Genomic DNA, 20265 nt, shown 5'->3' with positions numbered 1-20265 from the left:
ATCCGGTTCAGGTCCATGGCCAAAGCATTTCTCCTCAACCAAGGTTGAGGTCAAGCCCGGACGGAGCCGAGGGACGACGTGCTCAGCGCGCGTTGAAGTACTTCGCCTCCGGGTGGTGGATGACGATGGCGTCGGTGGACTGCTCGGGGTGGAGCTGGAACTCCTCGGAGAGGTGGACGCCGATGCGCTCGGGCTCGAGGAGGTCGGCGATCTTGGCGCGGTCCTCGAGGTTGGGGCAGGCTCCGTAGCCGAGGGAGAAGCGGGCGCCGCGGTACTTGAGGGCGAACATGTCCTCGACGTCGTCGGGGTCCTCGCCGGCGAAGCCGAGTTCGGCGCGGACGCGGGCGTGCCAGTACTCGGCGAGGGCCTCGGCGAGCTGGACGGACAGGCCGTGGAGTTCGAGGTAGTCGCGGTAGGCGTCGGCGGCGAACAGCTCGGCCGTGGCCTCGCCGATGCGGGAGCCGACGGTGACGACCTGCAGGCCCACGACGTCCTTCTCGCCCGATTCCTCGGGCCGGAAGTAGTCGGCCAGGCACAGCCGCCGCCCGCGCCGCTGCCGCGGGAAGGTGAAGCGGGTGCGCTCGGTGCCGTCCTCGTTCAGGAGGATGAGGTCGTCGCCCTTGGAGTAGCAGGGGAAGTAGCCGTACACCACGGCGGCTTCCAGGAGGTTCTCCGTGTGGAGCTTGTCCAGCCAGCCGCGCAGGCGGGGGCGGCCCTCGGTCTCGACGAGCTCTTCGTAGGTGGGCCCGCCGGCGCGGGCCTGCTTCAGGCCCCACTGGCCCTTGAACAACGCGCCCTCGTCCAGCCAGGAGGCGTAGTCCTTCAGCCCGATGCCCTTGATCACCCGCGTGCCCCAGAACGGCGGCTCGGGGACGCGGTTGTCGGTGGCGACGTCCGAGCGCACGGACCCCTCGGGCTCCTCGACCTCCAGGACCGCCGTCTCCCGCTTGGCCACCCGCCGCTGCTTGAGCTCCGGCAGCGCCGCCCCCGGCACGCCACGCTTCACCGCGATCAGGGCGTCCATCAGCCGCAGCCCCTCGAAGGCGTCCCGCGCGTAGCGCACCTCGCCCTCGTAGATCTCGTGCAGGTCCTGCTCGACATAGGCGCGGGTCAGGGCGGCACCACCGAGGATGACGGGGTACTGGGCGGCGAGCTTGCGCTGGTTGAGCTCCTCCAGGTTCTCCTTCATGATCACCGTGGACTTCACCAGCAGCCCCGACATCCCGATCACGTCCGCCCGGTGCTCCTCCGCGGCCTCCAGGATGGCCGAGACCGGCTGCTTGATGCCCAGGTTCACGACGTTGTAGCCGTTGTTGGACAGGATGATGTCGACCAGGTTCTTGCCGATGTCATGGACGTCGCCGCGGACCGTGGCCAGCACGATCGTGCCCTTGCCCTCCGCGTCCGACTTCTCCATGTGCGGCTCCAGATACGCCACCGCGGTCTTCATCACCTCGGCCGACTGCAGGACGAACGGCAGCTGCATCTGTCCCGACCCGAACAGCTCACCGACGACCTTCATGCCCTCCAGCAACGTGTCGTTGACGATGTCGAGGGCCGGGCGCTCGGTCAGCGCCTCGTCCAGGTCGGCTTCGAGGCCGTTCTTCTCGCCGTCGATGATGCGGCGCTGGAGGCGCTCGTCGAGGGGCAGGGCGAGGAGCTCCTCGGCCTTGCCGGCCTTCATCGACTTGGTGTCGACGCCTTCGAAGAGCTCCAGCAGGCGCTGCAGGGGGTCGTAGCCCTCGCTGCGCTTGTCGTAGATCAGGTCGTGGGCGGCCCGGACCTGCTCCTCGTCCAGGCGGGCGATCGGCAGGATCTTCGAGGCGTGCACGATGGCCGAGTCGAGGCCGGCCTTGACGCACTCGTCGAGGAAGACGGAGTTGAGGACCATCCGGGCGGCCGGGTTGAGGCCGAAGGAGATGTTGGACAGGCCGAGCGTCGTCTGGACGTCGGGGTGGCGGCGCTTGAGCTCGCGGATCGCCTCGATGGTGGCGATGCCGTCCTTGCGGGACTCCTCCTGGCCGGTGCAGATGGTGAAGGTGAGGCAGTCGATGAGGATGTCCGACTCCTGCACTCCCCAGTTGCCCGTGAGGTCGTCGATCAGCCGTTCGGCGATCTCGACCTTCTTCTCGACGGTGCGGGCCTGGCCCTCCTCGTCGATGGTGAGCGCGATCAGTGCGGCGCCGTGCTCGACGGCCAGCCGGGTGATCTTCGCGAAGCGGGAGTCGGGGCCGTCGCCGTCCTCGTAGTTGACGGAGTTGATGACGGCGCGGCCGCCGAGCTTCTCCAGGCCGGCCTGGATGACGGCCGGTTCGGTGGAGTCGAGGACGATGGGGAGGGTGGAGGCCGTGGCGAAGCGGCCGGCGATCTCGGCCATGTCGGCGACGCCGTCGCGGCCCACGTAGTCGACGCACAGGTCGAGCAGGTGGGCGCCCTCGCGGATCTGGTCGCGTGCCATCTCCACGCAGTCGTCCCAGCGGCCCTGCAGCATGGCCTCGCGGAACTTCTTCGACCCGTTGGCGTTCGTCCGCTCGCCGATCGCCAGATACGCGGTGTCCTGCCGGAACGGGACCGTCTGGTAGAGCGACGCGGCGCCGGGCTCGGGGCGCGGCCGGCGCTCGGTGGGCTGCATGTCGCGGACGCGCTCGACGACCTGCCGCAGGTGCTCGGGGGTCGTGCCGCAGCAGCCGCCCACGAGGGACAGTCCGTACTCCCGTACGAAGGTCTCGTGCGCGTCCGCCAGCTCGGCCGGCGTCAGCGGGTAGTGGGCGCCGTCCTTGCCCAGGACGGGCAGGCCGGCGTTGGGCATGGCGGAGACGCGCGTACGGGCGTGCCGGGACAGATAGCGCAGGTGCTCGCTCATCTCGGCCGGACCCGTCGCACAGTTCAGGCCGATCATGTCGATGCCCAGCGGCTCCAGGGCGGTCAGCGCCGCACCGATCTCCGAGCCCAGCAGCATCGTGCCGGTGGTCTCCACCGTCACCTGCACCAGCAGGGGCAGGTCGGTGCCCAGGGCCTCCAGGGCGCGGCGCGCGCCGATGACGGAGGCCTTGGTCTGCAGCAGGTCCTGGGTGGTCTCCACCAGGACGGCGTCGGCGCCGCCGGTGACGAGGCCCTCGACGTTCTGCTGGTAGGCGTCGCGCAGGGCGGTGTACGGGGCGTGGCCCAGCGTCGGCAGCTTCGTGCCGGGGCCGACCGAGCCCAGGACCCAGCGCGTGCGCCCGTCGCGGGCGGTGAAGTCGTCGGCGGTCTCGCGGGCGACGCGGGCGCCCGCCTCGGACAGCTCGAAGATGCGGTGCGCGATGTCGTACTCGCCGAGGGCGGCGAAGTTGGCGCCGAAGGTGTTGGTCTCCACGCAGTCCACGCCCGCCGCGAAGTAGGCCTCGTGGACCGAGCGGACGATGTCGGGGCGCGTCACGTTCAGGACTTCGTTGCAGCCTTCCAGCTGCTCGAAGTCGTCCATGCTGGGGTCTTGCGCCTGGAGCATCGTGCCCATGGCTCCGTCGGCCACCACGACCCGGGAGGCGAGCGCCTCCCGCAGTTCGGAGGCTCGGGCGGTGCTTGCGGTCGATGGCGTGAACGAGGCCATGGAAGTGCTCCCGGGGTTGCGACGGCTGTCGGCTTTGCGCCTTCCGGAAGAAGACGCACGCCGTCAGCGTAACCGCAGAAAGCGGAATTCGGGCGGGTGTCCCACACCTCGGATACGCGACGCATACGCGGGAGTCGGGGCCGGGCGCGGCGCCCGGAGCCTCTCGGCGATCATGGTCCCGCCGCCGGTCAGCTATCTCCTGGTCGGCATCGGCCGATAGTGTTCAGCAATGCCGAACGGGCATTTCGGAGGAGGTTGAGCGATGGCACGGACCATCCAGTCGCTCGAACGGGCGGCAGCGATGCTACGGCTGCTCGCGGGGGGCGAACGACGGCTGGGTCTGTCCGATGTGGCCTCCGCACTCGGGCTGGCCAAGGGCACGGCGCACGGCATTCTGCGCACCCTGCAGCAGGAGGGCTTCGTCGAGCAGGACCCGGCGTCGGGGCGCTACCAGCTTGGCGCGGAGCTGCTGCGGCTGGGCAACAGCTACCTGGACGTGCACGAGCTGCGCGCCCGCGCCCTGCTGTGGGCGGACGACCTGGCCCGCTCCAGCGGGGAGAGCGTCTACCTCGGCGTCCTGCACCAGCAGGGCGTCCTGATCGTCCACCACGTCTTCCGGCCCGACGACAGCCGTCAAGTGCTGGAGGTCGGTGCGATGCAGCCGCTGCACAGCACGGCCCTGGGGAAGGTGCTGTGCGCCTACGACCCCGTGGCGCACAGCCAGCTGCTGGAGGCCGAGCGCGAGGCGTTCACGGCGCAGACCGTCACCGCCCTGCCCGACCTGGAGGGCGTGCTGGACCTGACCCGGGCCCGCGGCTGGGCCGCGGACGTCGAGGAGACCTGGGAGGGCGTGGCCTCCGTCGCCGCCCCCATCCACGACCGCCACCGGATGCCGGTGGGCGCCGTCGGCATCACGGGCGCGGTGGAGCGGGTCTTCGGGGAGGGCGAGCTGCGGGCGCAGCTGGTCGCCGCCGTCCGGGACTGCGCGCGCGCCGTCTCCCGCGACCTGGGCGCCGGCCGCTTCTGACCTCCGGTCCTTCGTTGTGCCCGGTGGCGACTACCGGGTACTACCGGTCGGTAACCCCGAGTGGCCGTACGTCGGTTTTCAGCCACTCAGGCGGAGAGTTTTCAGTCACAGGACTCTTGACGCGGTTCTTACAGTGCAGAAAACTGCCGTTCATCGGTCGGCATTGTCGAACACCTAACGACAATATTCGCTATGGTGGACACTGCCGCGGGCCGATCGAAGCTCTCCATCGGAGAGCTGCGGACCACCGGAGGGACCCGGGGTTCGCCTTCCCCTGGACGAAGGACAAAGGAGTCGCGGGTGTCCAGCTCCGACATCTTCACCGGTGAGCTCATCGGTACCGCAGTGTTGATCCTGCTCGGCGGTGGCGTGTGCGCCGCCGTCACCCTGAAGCGTTCGAAGGCACAGAACGCGGGCTGGCTCGCCATCACGTTCGGCTGGGGCTTCGCCGTGCTGGCCGGTGCGTACATCGGCACCAAGTCCGGCGCGCACCTCAACCCGGCCGTCACCCTCGGCCTCGCCATCGACGGCGCGACCGAGTGGAAGGACGTTCCGCTCTACATCGGCTCCCAGATGCTCGGCGCCATGATCGGTGCGACGCTGGTCTGGTTCGCCTACTACGGCCAGTTCAAGGCCCACCTGACGGACCCGGAGCTCGTCGCGAGCCTCAACCCCGCCGAGGGCATGGTCGACCAGACCGCGACGCCCCAGGCCGGCCCGGTGCTCGGCATCTTCTCCACCGGCCCCGAGATCCGCAACGCGGTGCAGAACCTCGTCACCGAGATCATCGGCACGGCCGCGCTGGTGCTCTTCATCCTCACCATGGGTCTGACCAAGGGCCTCGCCACCAGCGGCACGGGCACCCTGATGGTCGCCTTCGTCGTCGTCGGCATCGGCCTCTCGCTCGGCGGCCCGACCGGTTACGCCATCAACCCCGCCCGTGACCTGGGCCCGCGCATCGTGCACGCCCTGCTGCCGCTGCCCAACAAGGGCGGCTCCGACTGGGGCTACGCCTGGGTCCCGGTGGTCGGCCCGCTCATCGGCGCCGCCCTGGCCGCAGGCATCCACAAGATCGCGTTCTGATCCCCGCCGAGACCTTCGAGACCTCTCAGACCTCAGGAGCTAGAGACACCATGACCGACGCGCACAGCCAGGGCCCGTTCATCGCGGCGATCGACCAGGGCACCACCTCCTCCCGCTGCATCGTCTTCGACCGCGACGGGCGCATCGTCTCCGTCGACCAGAAGGAGCACGAGCAGATCTTCCCGAAGCCGGGCTGGGTCGAGCACGACGCCACGGAGATCTGGACCAACGTCCAGGAAGTCGTCGCCGGCGCCGTCGAGAAGGCGGGCATCACCGCCGCCGACGTCAAGGCCATCGGCATCACCAACCAGCGCGAGACCACGCTGCTGTGGGACAAGAACACGGGCGAGCCGGTCTACAACGCCATCGTCTGGCAGGACACCCGCACCGACGCCCTGTGCAAGGAGCTCGGCCGTAACGTCGGCCAGGACCGCTTCCGCCGTGAGACGGGCCTGCCGCTGGCCTCGTACTTCTCCGGCCCGAAGGTCCGCTGGCTGCTGGACAACGTCGAGGGCCTGCGCGAGCGCGCCGAGGCCGGCGACATCCTCTTCGGCACCATGGACTCCTGGGTCATCTGGAACCTCACCGGTGGTGTCGACGGCGGTGTCCACGTCACGGACGTCACCAACGCCTCCCGCACCATGCTGATGAACCTCCGCAGCCTCGACTGGGACGAGCGCATCCTGGAGTCGATGGAGGTCCCGGCCGCCGTGCTGCCGGAGATCCGCTCCTCCGCCGAGGTCTACGGCACGGCCAAGGGCGGCGCCCTCGCCGGCGTGCCCGTCGCCTCCGCGCTCGGCGACCAGCAGGCGGCCCTCTTCGGCCAGACCTGCTTCTCCGAGGGCGAGGCCAAGTCGACCTACGGCACCGGCACGTTCATGCTGATGAACACCGGCGACGAGCCCGTCAACTCCTACAACGGCCTGCTGACCACCGTCGGCTACCGCATCGGCGACCAGAAGCCCGTCTACGCCCTCGAGGGCTCCATCGCCGTCACCGGCTCCCTCGTGCAGTGGATGCGCGACCAGATGGGCCTGATCAAGAGCGCGGCCGAGATCGAGACGCTCGCCAGCTCCGTCGAGGACAACGGCGGCGCCTACTTCGTGCCGGCCTTCTCCGGCCTGTTCGCCCCCTACTGGCGCTCCGACGCGCGCGGTGTCATCGCGGGCCTGACCCGCTACGTCACCAAGGCGCACATCGCCCGCGCCGTGCTCGAGGCCACCGCCTGGCAAACCCGCGAGATCACCGACGCCATGACGAAGGACTCGGGCGTCGAGCTGACCGCACTCAAGGTCGACGGCGGCATGACCTCCAACAACTTGCTGATGCAGACCCTCTCGGACTTCCTGGACGCACCCGTCGTGCGCCCGATGGTCGCCGAGACGACCTGCCTCGGCGCTGCCTACGCCGCCGGCCTGGCCGTCGGCTTCTGGCCGGACACCGACGCACTGCGCGCCAACTGGCGCCGGGCCGCCGAGTGGACCCCCCGCATGGACGCGGACACGCGTGACCGCGAGTACAAGAACTGGCTCAAGGCCGTCGAGCGGACCATGGGCTGGATCGAGGACGAGGAGTAATCATGACAACCCCGCAGAGCGTTCCGACCCTGGGAACGCACCCGGCTGCCGGCGCCAACCCGGGCCGCGCCGAGACCCGGGAACGGCTGTCCAAGGCGACGTACGACCTCCTGGTGATCGGTGGCGGAATCCTGGGCACCTCGGTGGCCTGGCACGCCGCGCAGTCCGGTCTGCGGGTCGCGATGGTGGACGCCGGCGACTTCGCCGGCGCCACCTCCTCCGCTTCCTCCAAGCTCGTCCACGGCGGTCTGCGCTACCTGCAGACCGGCGCGGTCAAGCTGGTCGCGGAGAACCACCACGAGCGCCGGGTGCTGGCCAAGGACGTGGCCCCGCACCTGGTCAACCCGCTCACCTTCTACCTGCCCGTGTACAAGGGCGGCCCGGTCGGCGCGGCCAAGCTCGGCGCCGGTGTCTTCGCCTACTCGGCGCTGTCCGCCTTCGGCGACGGCGTCGGCAAGGTGATCTCCCCGGCCAAGGCCAAGGCCGACAACCCCGGTCTGCGCACGGACAACCTGAAGGCCGTCGCGGTCTACTACGACCACCAGATGAACGACTCCCGCGTGGCCGTCATGACGGTCCGCGCGGCGGTCGAGTCCGGTGCCGTCGTGCTCAACCACGCCGAGGTGACCGGCCTGCGCTTCACGCACGGCAAGGTCACCGGCGCGGAGCTCAAGGACCGCCTGGACGGTTCGGAGTTCGGCATCGACGCGCGCGTCGTCCTCAACGCCACCGGCCCGTGGGTGGACCACCTGCGGAAGCTGGAAGACAAGGGCGCCGCGCCGTCGATCCGCCTCTCCAAGGGCGCGCACATCGTGATGAAGCGCAAGTCGCCGTGGAAGGCCGCCATGGCCACCCCGATCGACAAGTACCGCATCACCTTCGCCCTGCCGTGGGAGGACCAGCTGCTGCTGGGCACCACCGACACCCAGTACGAGGGTGACCCGGCGGACGTGCGCGCCACGGAGGAGGACATCCAGCAGATCCTCGACGAGGCGGCGTTCTCCATCCAGGACGCGGACCTCGACCGCGACCTGATGACGTACGCCTTCGCCGGTCTGCGCGTGCTGCCCGGCGGCCCGGGCGACGTCTCCCAGGCCAAGCGCGAGACGGTCGTCTCCGAGGGCAAGGGCGGCATGCTGTCGGTCGCCGGCGGCAAGTGGACCACCTACCGCCACATCGGCCGTACGGTCATGAAGAAGCTGGCCCAGGTGCCCGGCAGCCCGCTGACCGAGGACATGGAGCCCATCTCCAGCCTGGTCCGCCGCACCCCGCTGCCCGGTGTCGCGAACCCCAACGCGGTCGCCCACCGCCTGCTCGTCGACCGCGAGCCCGGCACCCGCATGGACCCGCTGACCGCCCGCCACCTCGCCTCGCACTACGGCTCGCTGTCCTTCGACATCGCGCGGATGGTCAACGAGAACCCCGAGCTCGGCGAGCGCATCCACCCCGACGGCCCGGAGATCTGGGCCCAGGTCGCCTACGCCCGCGACCACGAGTGGGCCGAGACGGTCGACGACGTCCTGCGCCGTCGCACCACCCTCACCATCCGCGGCCTGGACGACGAGAGCGTCCGCGCCCGGGTGAAGGACATGCTGGCCGACAAGGGCTGACCTGCCGGCAGCACCGTGAGCCTCGGGGGGAAGGACGCCGCGCGTCCTTCCCCCCGAGGCGCCGCATTTCGGCCGTACCGCAACTGACCTGCTGTTTTTCTCGTCCCTACAGAAAACGAGGGGGACGAGATGAAGAAACAGGACGGCCGGTCCCTGGTGGCCCGGGTGCGCGCGTGGCGCCCCGGCCGGAAGACGGCGATACGGGCGGTGCTCGCCCTGGTCCTGGTCGTGCTGCTGCCCGTCGTCGCCGCGGGCAGCGTCCTGCGGGCCTCCTACGCCGGATCGCCCGCCGCCGACGCCGTCACCCGCGGCCGCGACGCCGTGTGGCTGGGCCACGCCTGGCTCGACGGACGGCGCGGCCCGGCGGACCTCGCCGCGCTCAAGCGCCGCCTTGACGGCACGGGCATGCGCGACCTCTACGTCCACGCGGGCCCGCTGGAGCACGACGGCACCCTGCCCGCAAGCGCGTACGGCAACGCGCGCAAGACGATCGACTCGCTGCACCGCGCACTGCCCGGCATCCGCGTCCAGGCCTGGCTCGGCGACAAGCTCGTGCGCCCGGGCGAGGGCAGCAACGGACTGCGCCTGGACTCGGCCCGCTCCCGTGCCGCCGTGGTCGAGAGCGCCCGGCAGGTCATGCGGGCCGGCTTCGAGGGCGTCCACCTCGACGTCGAGCCCGTGCGCACCGGCGACCGCGACTTCCTGACCCTGCTGGACGCCCTGCACCCGGCCGTCAGGTCCGCCGGGGGCGTGCTCTCGATCGCGGCCCAGCAGATCGACCCGGTGCCCGCGATGCATGCCGCGGCGCGCTTCATGGGCAGCCCCAAGTGGTGGACGCAGCGCTATTTCGGCCAGGTCGCCCGCCGCACCGATCAGATCGCGATGATGTCCTACGACACCGCGCTGCCGGTCGAGAGCCTCTACGGCGGCTACGTCGCGCGCCAGACGGAACTCGCCCTGCAGGTCACGCCCTCCGGCACCGACCTGCTCATGGGCCTGCCCTTCTACCACACCGACGACATGGGCCACCACGGTCACGCCGAGACGGCCGCGGCGGCCGTGCGCGGGGCCCGGCTGGGACTGACCCGCGAGGACCGGGACCGCAAGCGGTTCGGGCTCGCGCTCTACGTCGACTTCGCGGCCACCGACGACGACTGGCGCGCCTACCGGAACGGTTGGGGAGCCAGGGGCTGAGGAAGAGCCCGTACAGGGGCTGCGAGCGGGCAGCGGGGAAGCCGTAGTCTTGTGGTCGCACAACCGAGCAGCAAATGATGCACCGCAGAACAGAGATTGCTAAGAAGGAGGCGCTGGGTGATCGAGCTTGAGGGCGTACCCGAGCTGATCGACCCGGTCATGATCTGTGCCTTCGAGGGCTGGAACGACGCGGGGGACGCCGCCTCCAGCGCGGTCGCGCACCTGGACCGGGAGTGGAAGGGCGAGGTCTTCGGCGCGCTCGACGCCGAGGACTACTACGACTTCCAGGTCAACCGCCCCACGGTCTGGCTCGACGGCGGCGTCCGGAAGATCACGTGGCCGACGACCAGACTGTCCGTCGTGCGCACCGGTAGCGGCGAGGGCAAGGGCGCCCCGCGCGACCTCGTCCTGGTGCGCGGCATCGAGCCCAGCATGCGCTGGCGCTCGTTCTGCAACGAGATCCTGGGCTTCGCCCACGAGCTCGGCGTGGAGCTGGTGGTCGTGCTGGGCTCGCTGCTCGGGGACACCCCGCACACGCGGCCCGTCCCGGTCAGCGGCGTCACCTCCGACCCGGACCTCGCGCGGACCATGGATCTGGAGGAGTCCCGCTACGAGGGCCCGACCGGGATCGTCGGCATCCTCCAGGAGGCCTGCACGCACGCCGGCGTCCCGGCCGTGAGCCTGTGGGCGGCCGTCCCGCACTACGTCTCCCAGCCGCCCAACCCGAAGGCCACCCTGGCGCTCCTGAACCGCCTGGAGGACCTGATCGACCTGCGCATCCCGCTCGGCGAGCTGCCGGAGGACGCGCGGGCCTGGCAGCTGGGCGTCGACCAGCTGGCCGCGGAGGACAGCGAGGTCGCCGAGTACGTGCAGTCCCTGGAGGAGGCGCGCGACACGGCGGACCTGCCGGAGGCCTCCGGCGAGGCCATCGCTCGTGAGTTCGAGCGCTACCTGCGCCGCCGGGACCCGCAGTCGGGCGACGGCTCGTACCTGCGCGACACCACCAGCGGACGCACCCGCCCGCAGCGGTCGCCCAAGGAGGAGCCGACGGCCGCCGAGGAGGAGACCGAGGGACCCGAGGACGAGGCCTGAGGCAGCGGCCGGGCGGGGGTGACGGGGGCCGGGGGCCGCACCGGCACGGGCCCCCGATGTGACGAATCCCCGATATTGAAGAGACGTCCGCAACCGTCCGCCGTACACTTGTCGGTCCGGTGAAGGCCGGTTCGCACAGTCCCGCCAGGGGCCGCGCGAGCCGGCCTTCTCGTCCCCTCAGGAGGTGTGCCCCGGATGACCAGCAGCATCCCCGCTGCCCCGCCCCGCGCGGCCGCGGACTCCACCCTGCAGGCCGTCCTGCTCGACATGGACGGCACCCTCGTCGACACCGAGGGCTTCTGGTGGGAAGTGGAAGTCGCCGTCTTCGCCGAGCTGGGCCACCAGCTGCTGGAGGAGTGGCGCGAGGTCGTCGTCGGCGGCCCCATGACGCGCAGCGCCTCCTTCCTCATCCGGGCCACCGGCGCGAAGATCGCCGTGACGGAGCTGTCCGTCCTGCTGAACCGGCGCTTCTCCGAGATGATCGGGCGCGGGGTGCCGCTGATGCCGGGCGCCCGCAGACTCCTCGCCGAGCTCGCCGCGCACAAGATCCCCACCGCGCTGGTCTCGGCCTCGCACCGGGAGATCATCGACCGCGTGCTGCTGTCGCTCGGCCCGGAGAACTTCACCCTGACCGTCGCGGGCGACGAGCTGGAGCGCACCAAGCCCCACCCCGACCCCTACCTGCTGGCGGCCGCCCGGCTCGGGGCGGAGCCGGGCCGGTGCGCGGTCGTGGAGGACACCCTGACCGGGGTGACGGCCGCGGAGGCGGCCGGCTGCCGGGTGGTGGCGGTGCCGTCGGTCGCCCCGATCCCGCCCGCCACCGGGCGGACCGTCGTGGGCTCCCTCGAAGAAGTGGATCTCGGTTTTCTCCGGGGGCTGATCACGGGAATGCACTCTCCCGTGCACTGAGCGTGCCCCGAAGAAAGTTCAAGGAACTCTGGGCGCCGGAACGAGTGTTTTCCGTGACGAATGCGATGACCTAATTCCCGCAGTCCGCCGGGAAGCCGCCCGAGTGACCTTCGTCACCGAGTGCGGCGCCGGTGTGTGCGCTACTGATCACCCGGCGGCGCCATTGCGAGGGTTGAAGCGCACCCTTGTGTCCTGATTGATGATCGTGTGCGTGGATCGTTCCGGCGTCCGGATATCGCGGATGACCTCCTTTGTTATCGCCGCGTGATATCGCGTCAACTTCTCCGTGTTCCGGCGGCAGCGGCACCCGGCACTAATCTTTTCGCGAGAACTTCACGGCTTGCCCGTGGGCCCGCGCGCCGGACATCGGTAGGGTCCCGGGAACGCACGCAACACAGGGAGAACCCCGACCGATGAACCGCAAGACGTTGGTGCTGCCGACCGTGGCAGCCCTGCTGGCCCCCGTGCTCGTCGCCTGTGGCGGGAGTGACGGAGCCGGCAAGGGCAGCGGCGCCATCGTCGTCGGCACCACGGACCGGTTCGAGGAGACCACGGACGCCCCCGCTCCGTTCGACCCCGCCGCCGCGTACGACATCGGCGCGTGGAACGTCCTCCACAGCACTTTCCAGACACTGCTGCGGCTGCCCCGCTCGGGCACCGCCCCGGTCGCCGACGCCGCCTCCAAGTGCTCCTGGGGCGACCGCAAGAACGAGCAGTTCCGCTGCACCCTGCGCAGCGGCCTGAAGTTCTCCAACGGCCACGCGCTCACCGCCGAGGACGTGAAGTTCTCCATCGAGCGCGCCCGCGCCATCAACTTCGAGAACGGCCCGGTCTCGCTGCTCAGCAACATCGACCGGGTGGAGACGCCGGGCGAGCTCGAGGTCGTCTTCCAGCTGAAGACGCCCGACGCGACGTTCCCGCAGAAGATCGCCACCCCGGCCGCCGCCATCGTCGACGCCGAGAGCTACGACAAGGGCAAGCTCGACAACGGCTTCAAGGTCGTCGGCTCCGGCCCGTACACGCTGCAGACCGAGGAGAAGGACGGCCGCGTCGTCAAGGCCGTGCTCAACCGCAACAAGAACTACCAGGGCGTCGTCCAGCTGCAGAACGACAAGGTCGAGATGCGCTTCTACGACGACGCCACGGCGATGGAGAAGGCCCTCAAGGCCGGCGACATCGACATCATGAACCGCACCCTGTCGCCCGAGCAGGTCAACCGCCTGCGCACGGACGCCGGCAAGGACGTGCGCCTGCTCGAGGCCCCGGGTCAGGAGATCAGCTACCTCGCCTTCAACACCGACGACCCGGCGGTGAAGAACAAGGCGGTGCGCCAGGCCATGGCGCAGGTCGTCGACCGCGCGGCGCTGGCCCGCGACTCCTACGGCCGCACCAACGAGCCGCTGTACTCGCTCGTGCCCATGGGCATCACCGGGCACCAGAACTCGTTCGCCAACAAGTACGGCGAGCCCAGCGCCGAGAAGGCCCGCACCATCCTGCGCGCCGGCAACGTGAGCACCCCGGTGCCGCTGACCCTGACCTACACCACCGACCACTACGGTGAGGCGACGGGCACGTCCTTCAAGGCCCTGCAGAAGCAGCTGAACGCCAGCGGGCTGTTCAACGTCAAGCTCCAGGGCGTGAAGTGGTCGGAGTTCCGGCCCGAGGCCGCGGCGGGCAAGTACGCCGTCTACGGCATGGGCTGGTTCCCCGACTTCCCCGACGCCGACAACTTCGTCGCCCCGTTCGTCGGCAGGGACAACTTCCTCCGCTCGCCGTACCGCAACAACAAGATCAGCAACGAGCTGATCCCCGACTCCCGCGAGGCCGCCCAGCGCGAGGCCGCCGCGAAGTACTTCCAGCAGGCCCAGGACATCGTCGCCGAGGAGGTGCCGGTGCTGCCGCTGTGGCAGGGCAAGCAGTACGTGGCGGCCCGGGGGAACGTCACCGGTGCCGAGTGGGCGCTCAACTCCGCCTCCGAGATGCAGCCGTGGGAACTGGCCCGCGGCGTGTGAGGCACCCAGCCGTCAGACCGGTTCTGCCGACGACCTGTTCACGATTTGTTCAGAGACGAACAAGGAAACTGTGAGGAACGTGCACGTGAGGAAACGTGACCAGTGGCTTGCCGCCCCGCTCGGTGCGGGGCTCGCCGCCGCCCTGCTCACCGGGTGCGGTTCGGAAGACGGCAACGCCGGCGGCACCGGTGAGTCGGTGGTCATGGGAATGTCCGACGAGGTCGTGTCCACCGACCCGGCATCCGGTTACGACCCGGGCTCCTGGATTCTGTTCAACAACGTCTTCCAGTCGCTGATGAGCTTCCCCAAGGGGAGCACCATCCCCCAGCCGGACGCCGCGGACAAGTGCAGCTTCAAGGACGAGAGCAGCACCGTCTACCAGTGCACCCTCAAGGAGGGGCTGAAGTTCAGCAACGGCCACGACCTCACCTCCGAGGACGTCGCCCACTCCTTCAACCGCACGCTGAAGATCAACGACAAGAACGGTCCGGCCACGGCCCTGCTGTCGTCGATCAAGGACATCAAGACGCCGGACAAGCTGAACGTCGTCTTCGAGCTCAAGCGCTCCGACGCCACCTTCCCGCAGAAGATCGCCTCGGGCGCCGGCTCGATTGTGGACCACCAGGAATACCCCCTGGACAAGCTCCGCACCGACGGCAAGGCGGTCGGCTCCGGCGTCTACAAGCTGGACTCGTACGACGAGAAGCAGGCCAAGTTCTCGGTCAACAAGAACTACAAGGGCGGTGCGGTCGTCCAGAACCGCGGCGTCACCATGAAGTTCTTCCACGGCGAGCAGGCCGGGCTCAAGGACGCCGTCCAGAAGGGCGACATCGACCTCGCCTACCGTGGTCTGGCCATGAAGGACATCGCCGACCTCGACTCGGCCGCCGGCAAGAGCCACGTCAAGGTGGTCGAGGGCACCAGCGCCGAGGTCCAGCACCTGGTCTTCAACACCAAGGACCCGGTGGTCGGCAAGGTCGGCGTGCGCAAGGCCATCGCGTACCTGGTCGACCGCAGCGCCCTGGTCCGCGACGTCTACAAGCGCACCGCCGAGCCGCTGTACTCGATCGTCCCCAGCGGCATCACCGGCCACAAGACCCCGTTCTACGACACCTACGGGGACCGGCCGCAGCCCGACAAGGCCGCCGCCGCCCTGAACTCCGCGGGCATCAAGGACAAGGTCAAGATCACGCTGTACGCCACGCCGATCCGCTACGGCCCGGGCACCGTCCCGGAGTTCCAGGCGATCGCGCAGCAGCTCAACAAGAGCGGCCTCTTCGAGGCGGACGTGAAGTCCGTCCCGCTGAAGGAGTACGAGGAGGGCGTGGCCGCCGGCAAGTACGGCGTCTACGTCAAGGGCTGGGTCCCCGACTACCCGGACCCGGACAACTTCACCGCGCCGTTCTTCGGTGACAACAACGTGCTCTCCAACAACTACGAGTCCAAGGAGATCAACAGCCGCATCGTGGCCACCGCCGCGACCGGCAGCCGTCCCTCCACCATCGGCGACTACGCCAAGGTGCAGAGCACCGTCGCCCAGGATGTGCCGATCCTGCCGCTGTGGCAGGGCAAGCAGTACGCCGTGGCCAACGAGCGCGTCTCCGGTCTCCAGTGGTCCCTCGACGCCTCCACCGTCTTCCGCTTCTGGGAGATCAGCAAGTCCTCGAAGGGCTGACCCAAGGGCTGACCTGCGGGCCGGCCCGGCCGGGAAGCCCCCACAGCACAGTGCCCTCCTCCGGAACTCCGGAGGAGGGCACTTGCCGTTCGCCTTCGCGCTCTACTGGGCGCCCGGGCGGACCAGACCGCTCTCGTACGCGTACACCGCGGCCTGGACGCGATCGCGCAGCCCCAGCTTGGTCAGGACGTGCCCCACGTGCGTCTTGACCGTGGTCTCGCTGACGAACAGGTCCGCCGCGATCTCGGCGTTCGACAGGCCGCGCGCCACCAGCTTCAGCACCTCGACCTCACGGTCGGTCAGCGTGTTGAGGGTGTCCGGCAGCGGCTCCTCGCCCGACGGCAGGTGGCCCGCGTACTTGTCCAGCAGCCGCCGGGTGATGCTCGGCGCGAGCATCGCCTCGCCGCCCGCCACCACCCGGATCGCCTGGACCAGCTCGTCGGCCGGGGCGTCCTTGAGCAGGAAGCCGCTCGCACCCGCCCGCAGCGCCTCCACCACGTACTCGTCGAGGTCGAAGGTGGTCAGCACCAGGACCTTCGCCGGGCCGTTGCGGTCCGGGCCGGTGATCTGGCGCGTCGCCTCCACCCCGTCCATCCGGGGCATCCGGATGTCCATCAGGACCACGTCCGGCTGCAGCGCCCGCACCTGATCCAGCGCCTGCAGACCGTCCCCCGCCTCGCCCACCACCGCGAGGTCCTGTTCCGCTTCGAGAATCATCCGGAAGCCGGTGCGCAGCAGCGGCTGGTCGTCGACCAGTAGGACGCGGATCGCCACAGGAACTCCTTCGCTAGACCGGGTCCATTCTGCCCTGAGCCGCCCCCTGGGCGGGCACCCGGCCGTCCCGCTGCGCCACGACGGGCAGCGGATACGGCGGGGGAGTGCCCCCGAACTCCGGGCAGACCGCCTGGTGATCGCACCAGCCGCACAGCTTCGTCGGCCGCGGCCGCCACTCGCCGGTCTCCGTGGCCAGCACGATCGCGTCCCACAGGGCCCGCAGCTTGCGCTCGACCGCCCGCAGCTCCGCCTCCACCGGGTCGTAGGTGAGGACGTCCCCGCTGCCCAGGTAGACCAGCTGGAGCCGGCGCGGCACCTTGCCCTGCAGCTTCCACAGCACCAGCGCGTAGAACGTCATCTGGAAGAGGGCCTCGGAGCGGAACCGCGGGGCCGGGGCCTTGCCCGTCTTGTAGTCCACGATGCGCACGTCACCCGAGGGCGCGACGTCCACCCGGTCGATGAAGCCGCGCAGCAGGGGGCCCGACTCCAGCTCCGTCTCCACGTACAGCTCGCGCTCGGCGGGCTCCAGGCGCGTGGGGTCCTCCAGCGTGAACCAGCGCTCGACCAGCCGCTCCGCGTCCCCCAGCCACTTCGCCAGCAGCTGCGGGTCGTGCGCGCCGTCCTCGCCGTGGAAGAGCTCCGCGAGCTCGGGGCGCGAGGACAGCATCCGCTCCCACTCGCCCGGCACCAGCCCCTTGGCCCGCTCCGCCGTGCGCTCCGCCGCCGGCGCGTCGAAGAGCCGCTCCAGCACCGCGTGCACCACCGTGCCGCGGGTGGCCGCGGCGCTCGGCTTCTCCGGCAGCCTGTCGATCACCCGGAACCGGTACAGCAGCGGGCACTGCATGAAATCGCCCGCCCGCGACGGCGACAGGGCCTTCGGCCGCACCGCCCCCGTGCCCGTCTGTGCAGGCCCGCGCCCCACGCCGGCCCCGGCCTGCCCCGCGGGGGCCCCACTGTCCATACCCATGACAGAAAACCCTAAGGCCCGCCACCGACAGCCGGCGTCATACCATCGACCACAGACCCCTTCGCAGCACGACCGGGAGACCGCCGGCCGCCTGCGAGGGCCGCATCGGACGAGGGGACACCGTGGACAACAGCGGGCAGAGCAGGTCCGGCGGCGGGGGCGCCGGTGACCGGCGGCCGCCCGGGGACCGCCCCGAGCGCCCCCGCGAGAGCGGCGGCGGCATCCTCATGGGCCGCCCCTTCGGCGTTCCCGTCTACGTGGCCCCCAGCTGGTTCCTCGTCGCCGCCCTCATCACCTGGGTCTTCGGCGGCCAGCTCGACCGCGTCCTGCCCGAGCTGGGCCGCGCCCGCTACCTGGTCTCCCTCTTCTTCGCCGTCGCCTTCTACGCCTCGGTCCTCGTCCACGAGCTCGCCCACACCGTCGCCGCGCTGCGCTTCAAGCTCCCCGTGCGCCGCATCCAGCTCCAGTTCTTCGGCGGCGTCTCCGAGATCGAGAAGGAGACCGAGACCCCCGGCCGCGAGTTCGTCCTCGCCTTCGTCGGCCCCCTCCTCTCCCTCGTGCTCGCGGGCCTGTTCTACCTCGGCATGTTCCTCGTCGAGCCCGGCACCGTCCCCGGCGTGCTGCTGGCCGGCCTGATGATCTCCAACCTCCTCGTCGCGGCCTTCAACCTGCTGCCCGGGCTGCCGCTCGACGGCGGCCGCATGCTCCGCGCCGTCGTCTGGAAGATCAGCGGCAAGCCCATGACCGGCACGGTCGCCGCCGCCTGGATCGGCCGCGCCCTCGCGGTCGCCGTCCTCGTCGGCCTGCCGCTGCTCGCCCGCGCCGGCGGCCTCGGCGCCTCCGGCAACGACCTCGGCGGCCTCGACTCCCTCACCGACGCCCTGCTCGCGGCCATCCTCGCCGCCATCATCTGGACCGGCGCCGGCAACAGCCTGCGCATGGCCCGCCTGCGCGAGCGCCTCCCGGGCCTGCGGGCCCGCACCCTCACCCGCCGCGCCGTCCCCGTCCAGGCCGCCACGCCCCTGTCCGAGGCCCTGCGGCGCGCCGGGGAAGCCGGCGCCCGCGCTCTCGTCGTCGTCGACGGCCAGGGCAACCCCACCGGGCTCGTCCGGGAGGCCGCCGTCATCGGCGTCCCCGAGCACCGCCGCCCCTGGGTCGCGGTCAGCGCCCTGGCCCAGGACCTCAAGGAGGGCATGCGCGTCTCCGCCGACCTCTCCGGCGAGGAGCTCCTCGACACCCTGCGCGCCACCCCCGCCACGGAGTACCTGGTGGTCGAGGAGACGGGGGAGGTCTACGGCGTCCTCGCCACCACCGACGTCGAGCGCGCCTTCGTGGCCGCGATGTCCCGTACGCCCGCCCGCACGCCGTCCTGACCGCCCGCGGCCGCACGGCCCGCCGGCCCGGCCCCGCGCGCCGCGGCCCCGCGGGCGCCGTGTCCGTTGCCCCGTCGGATGCCGGGTAGGCTGGTCACATGTCCGAACCGACCGGTGCCGCCCGCCGTCGCGGGCCCTTCCAGGTCGGGGACCAGGTCCAGCTCACCGACCCCAAGGGACGCCACTACACCTTCACGCTCGAAGCCGGGAAGCAGTTCCACACCCACAAGGGTGCCTTCCCCCACGACGAGCTGATCGGTGCCCCCGAAGGCAGTGTTGTCCGTACCACGGGAAACGTCGCCTACCTCGCGCTGCGCCCCCTGCTCCCCGACTACGTCCTGTCCATGCCCCGCGGCGCCGCCGTGGTCTACCCCAAGGACGCGGGGCAGATCCTGGCCTTCGCCGACATCTTCGCCGGCGCGCGCGTCGTCGAGGCGGGAGTGGGCTCCGGCTCGCTCAGCGCCTTCCTGCTGCGCGCCATCGGCGACCAGGGCATGCTGCACTCCTACGAGCGCCGCGCCGACTTCGCCGAGATCGCCCAGGCGAACGTCGAGCGCTACTTCGGCGGCCCGCACCCCGCCTGGCAGCTCACGGTCGGCGACCTGCAGGACAACCTGTCCGACACCGACGTCGACCGGGTCATCCTCGACATGCTCGCCCCCTGGGAGTGCCTGGAGGCCGTCTCCAAGGCGCTCGTCCCCGGCGGCATCCTCTGCTGCTACGTGGCGACCACGACCCAGCTCGCCCGGACCGTCGAGTCCATCCGCGAGATCGGCTGCTTCGCCGAGCCGCAGCCCTGGGAGTCGATGATCCGCAACTGGCACGTCGAGGGACTCGCCGTCCGGCCGGACCACCGCATGATCGGCCACACCGGCTTCCTCGTCACCGCCCGCCGCCTCGCGGACGGCGTCGAGCCGCCGATGCGCCGCCGCCGCCCCGCCAAGGGCGCCTACGGCGACGACTACGAGGGCCCCAACAAGGGCTGAGTCACGCCATCGCGCGCCCGTCGCGCAAGGCGCCGCCACCGGGACCCGCACCGCGGGGAACTCGGGGGCGGCGCCTCTTCGTTAGGGCCCGGCCGGGGCTTCACCCACCCGGCTTTTTCGCACGCCCTCCACCGGCGTGCCCGCTGTTCCCCGGTACGCGGGGGTGTGGCACGATGCTGATCGATTCCGCATCGCCTCCCGCATCCCGCAGCCACCGCCACAGGAGTCAGCGCGCGTGCAGCCCTCGGCAGACAGTGCCCGTCCCGCCCCCGAGCCCGCGGCGCGCCTGCCGCACACCCGCTCCGGGCCCGGCCACTGGCTGGCCACCGCGGCGGCCCTGGCCGCCGTCGTCGCGGGCGCGGCCGTCGTCGGCCCGCGCGAGGATCCCGCCCCCGCC

The 20265-nt window shown here is 70.7% G+C and carries 14 protein-coding genes; 11 read left to right on the top strand and 3 right to left on the bottom strand.

Translation table 11 applies throughout. The annotated features are described in order from the left end of the window. Positions 1–82: 82 nt before the first annotated feature. Positions 83–3589, bottom strand: a complete 3507-nt coding sequence (gene metH, locus ACSNOG_RS12700; RefSeq protein WP_436752719.1) for a methionine synthase — start codon at positions 3587–3589, stop codon at positions 83–85. Between the two features lie 262 nt (positions 3590–3851). On the opposite strand from metH, the gene ACSNOG_RS12695 reads away from it, so the two are divergent. The 9 genes from ACSNOG_RS12695 to ACSNOG_RS12655 all read left to right on the top strand — a co-directional run bounded on the left by ACSNOG_RS12695 (position 3852) and on the right by ACSNOG_RS12655 (position 15768). Beyond that, on the top strand, positions 3852–4616 hold the full coding sequence (locus ACSNOG_RS12695) for an IclR family transcriptional regulator (protein ID WP_436752718.1): 765 nt from the start codon (positions 3852–3854) through the stop codon (positions 4614–4616). Between the two features lie 300 nt (positions 4617–4916). Next, positions 4917–5699 (top strand): MIP/aquaporin family protein, encoded by a 783-nt coding sequence (locus ACSNOG_RS12690; protein ID WP_168093431.1) that lies wholly within the window; start codon positions 4917–4919, stop codon positions 5697–5699. Positions 5700–5749: 50 nt separating this feature from the next. Further along, a complete protein-coding gene (gene glpK / locus ACSNOG_RS12685; protein ID WP_436752717.1) occupies positions 5750–7276 on the top strand; it encodes a glycerol kinase GlpK in 1527 nt (508 codons plus the stop codon). 2 nt (positions 7277–7278) lie between these two features. Then, positions 7279–8886 carry an FAD-dependent oxidoreductase gene (locus ACSNOG_RS12680; RefSeq protein ID WP_436752716.1) on the top strand — a complete coding sequence of 536 codons (1608 nt, stop codon included), beginning with the start codon at positions 7279–7281 and terminating at the stop codon, positions 8884–8886. 129 nt (positions 8887–9015) lie between these two features. Continuing rightward, on the top strand, positions 9016–10080 hold the full coding sequence (locus ACSNOG_RS12675) for a hypothetical protein (RefSeq protein ID WP_436752715.1): 1065 nt from the start codon (positions 9016–9018) through the stop codon (positions 10078–10080). Between the two features lie 117 nt (positions 10081–10197). Beyond that, positions 10198–11172: a PAC2 family protein gene (locus tag ACSNOG_RS12670; protein ID WP_436752714.1), complete on the top strand. Its 975-nt coding sequence runs from the start codon at positions 10198–10200 to the stop codon at positions 11170–11172. 195 nt (positions 11173–11367) lie between these two features. Next, positions 11368–12081 (top strand): HAD family hydrolase, encoded by a 714-nt coding sequence (locus ACSNOG_RS12665; protein ID WP_436752713.1) that lies wholly within the window; start codon positions 11368–11370, stop codon positions 12079–12081. A gap of 413 nt (positions 12082–12494) precedes the next feature. Beyond that, a complete protein-coding gene (locus tag ACSNOG_RS12660) occupies positions 12495–14093 on the top strand; it encodes an ABC transporter substrate-binding protein (protein WP_436752712.1) in 1599 nt (532 codons plus the stop codon). A gap of 85 nt (positions 14094–14178) precedes the next feature. Further along, positions 14179–15768, top strand: coding sequence for an ABC transporter substrate-binding protein (locus ACSNOG_RS12655; RefSeq protein WP_436752711.1), 1590 nt, complete (start codon positions 14179–14181; stop codon positions 15766–15768). 102 nt (positions 15769–15870) lie between these two features. On the opposite strand, the gene ACSNOG_RS12650 is transcribed toward ACSNOG_RS12655, so the two are convergent. Together ACSNOG_RS12650 and ACSNOG_RS12645 are read right to left on the bottom strand one after the other, a co-directional pair. Continuing rightward, on the bottom strand, positions 15871–16542 hold the full coding sequence (locus ACSNOG_RS12650) for a response regulator (RefSeq protein WP_436752710.1): 672 nt from the start codon (positions 16540–16542) through the stop codon (positions 15871–15873). 13 nt (positions 16543–16555) lie between these two features. Continuing rightward, positions 16556–17509, bottom strand: a complete 954-nt coding sequence (locus ACSNOG_RS12645) for a RecB family exonuclease (RefSeq protein ID WP_436752709.1) — start codon at positions 17507–17509, stop codon at positions 16556–16558. Positions 17510–17631: 122 nt separating this feature from the next. Between ACSNOG_RS12645 and ACSNOG_RS12640 the strand changes: the two genes are divergently transcribed. Next, the gene (locus ACSNOG_RS12640; protein ID WP_436752708.1) at positions 17632–18882 is read left to right on the top strand and encodes a site-2 protease family protein; all 1251 of its coding nucleotides are present in this window, start codon (positions 17632–17634) and stop codon (positions 18880–18882) included. Between the two features lie 98 nt (positions 18883–18980). After that, the gene (locus ACSNOG_RS12635) at positions 18981–19868 is read left to right on the top strand and encodes a tRNA (adenine-N1)-methyltransferase (protein ID WP_058045161.1); all 888 of its coding nucleotides are present in this window, start codon (positions 18981–18983) and stop codon (positions 19866–19868) included. Positions 19869–20265 lie beyond the last annotated feature (397 nt).

It is taken from the genome of Streptomyces sp. URMC 124 (assembly GCF_051386455.1).
Taxonomy (GTDB): Bacteria; Actinomycetota; Actinomycetes; order Streptomycetales; family Streptomycetaceae; genus Streptomyces.
Note: the sequence above shows the minus strand (reverse complement) of the source record. Positions and strands in the feature narration are given on the sequence as shown.

Coding starts and splice junctions, on each gene's coding strand:
- metH (WP_436752719.1), bottom strand. CDS start 3,589: ATGGCCTCGTTCACGCCATCGACCGCAAGCACCGCCCGAGCCTCCGAA.
- ACSNOG_RS12695 (WP_436752718.1), top strand. CDS start 3,852: ATGGCACGGACCATCCAGTCGCTCGAACGGGCGGCAGCGATGCTACGG.
- glpK (WP_436752717.1), top strand. CDS start 5,750: ATGACCGACGCGCACAGCCAGGGCCCGTTCATCGCGGCGATCGACCAG.
- ACSNOG_RS12680 (WP_436752716.1), top strand. CDS start 7,279: ATGACAACCCCGCAGAGCGTTCCGACCCTGGGAACGCACCCGGCTGCC.
- ACSNOG_RS12675 (WP_436752715.1), top strand. CDS start 9,016: ATGAAGAAACAGGACGGCCGGTCCCTGGTGGCCCGGGTGCGCGCGTGG.
- ACSNOG_RS12665 (WP_436752713.1), top strand. CDS start 11,368: ATGACCAGCAGCATCCCCGCTGCCCCGCCCCGCGCGGCCGCGGACTCC.
- ACSNOG_RS12660 (WP_436752712.1), top strand. CDS start 12,495: ATGAACCGCAAGACGTTGGTGCTGCCGACCGTGGCAGCCCTGCTGGCC.
- ACSNOG_RS12645 (WP_436752709.1), bottom strand. CDS start 17,509: ATGGGTATGGACAGTGGGGCCCCCGCGGGGCAGGCCGGGGCCGGCGTG.
- ACSNOG_RS12635 (WP_058045161.1), top strand. CDS start 18,981: ATGTCCGAACCGACCGGTGCCGCCCGCCGTCGCGGGCCCTTCCAGGTC.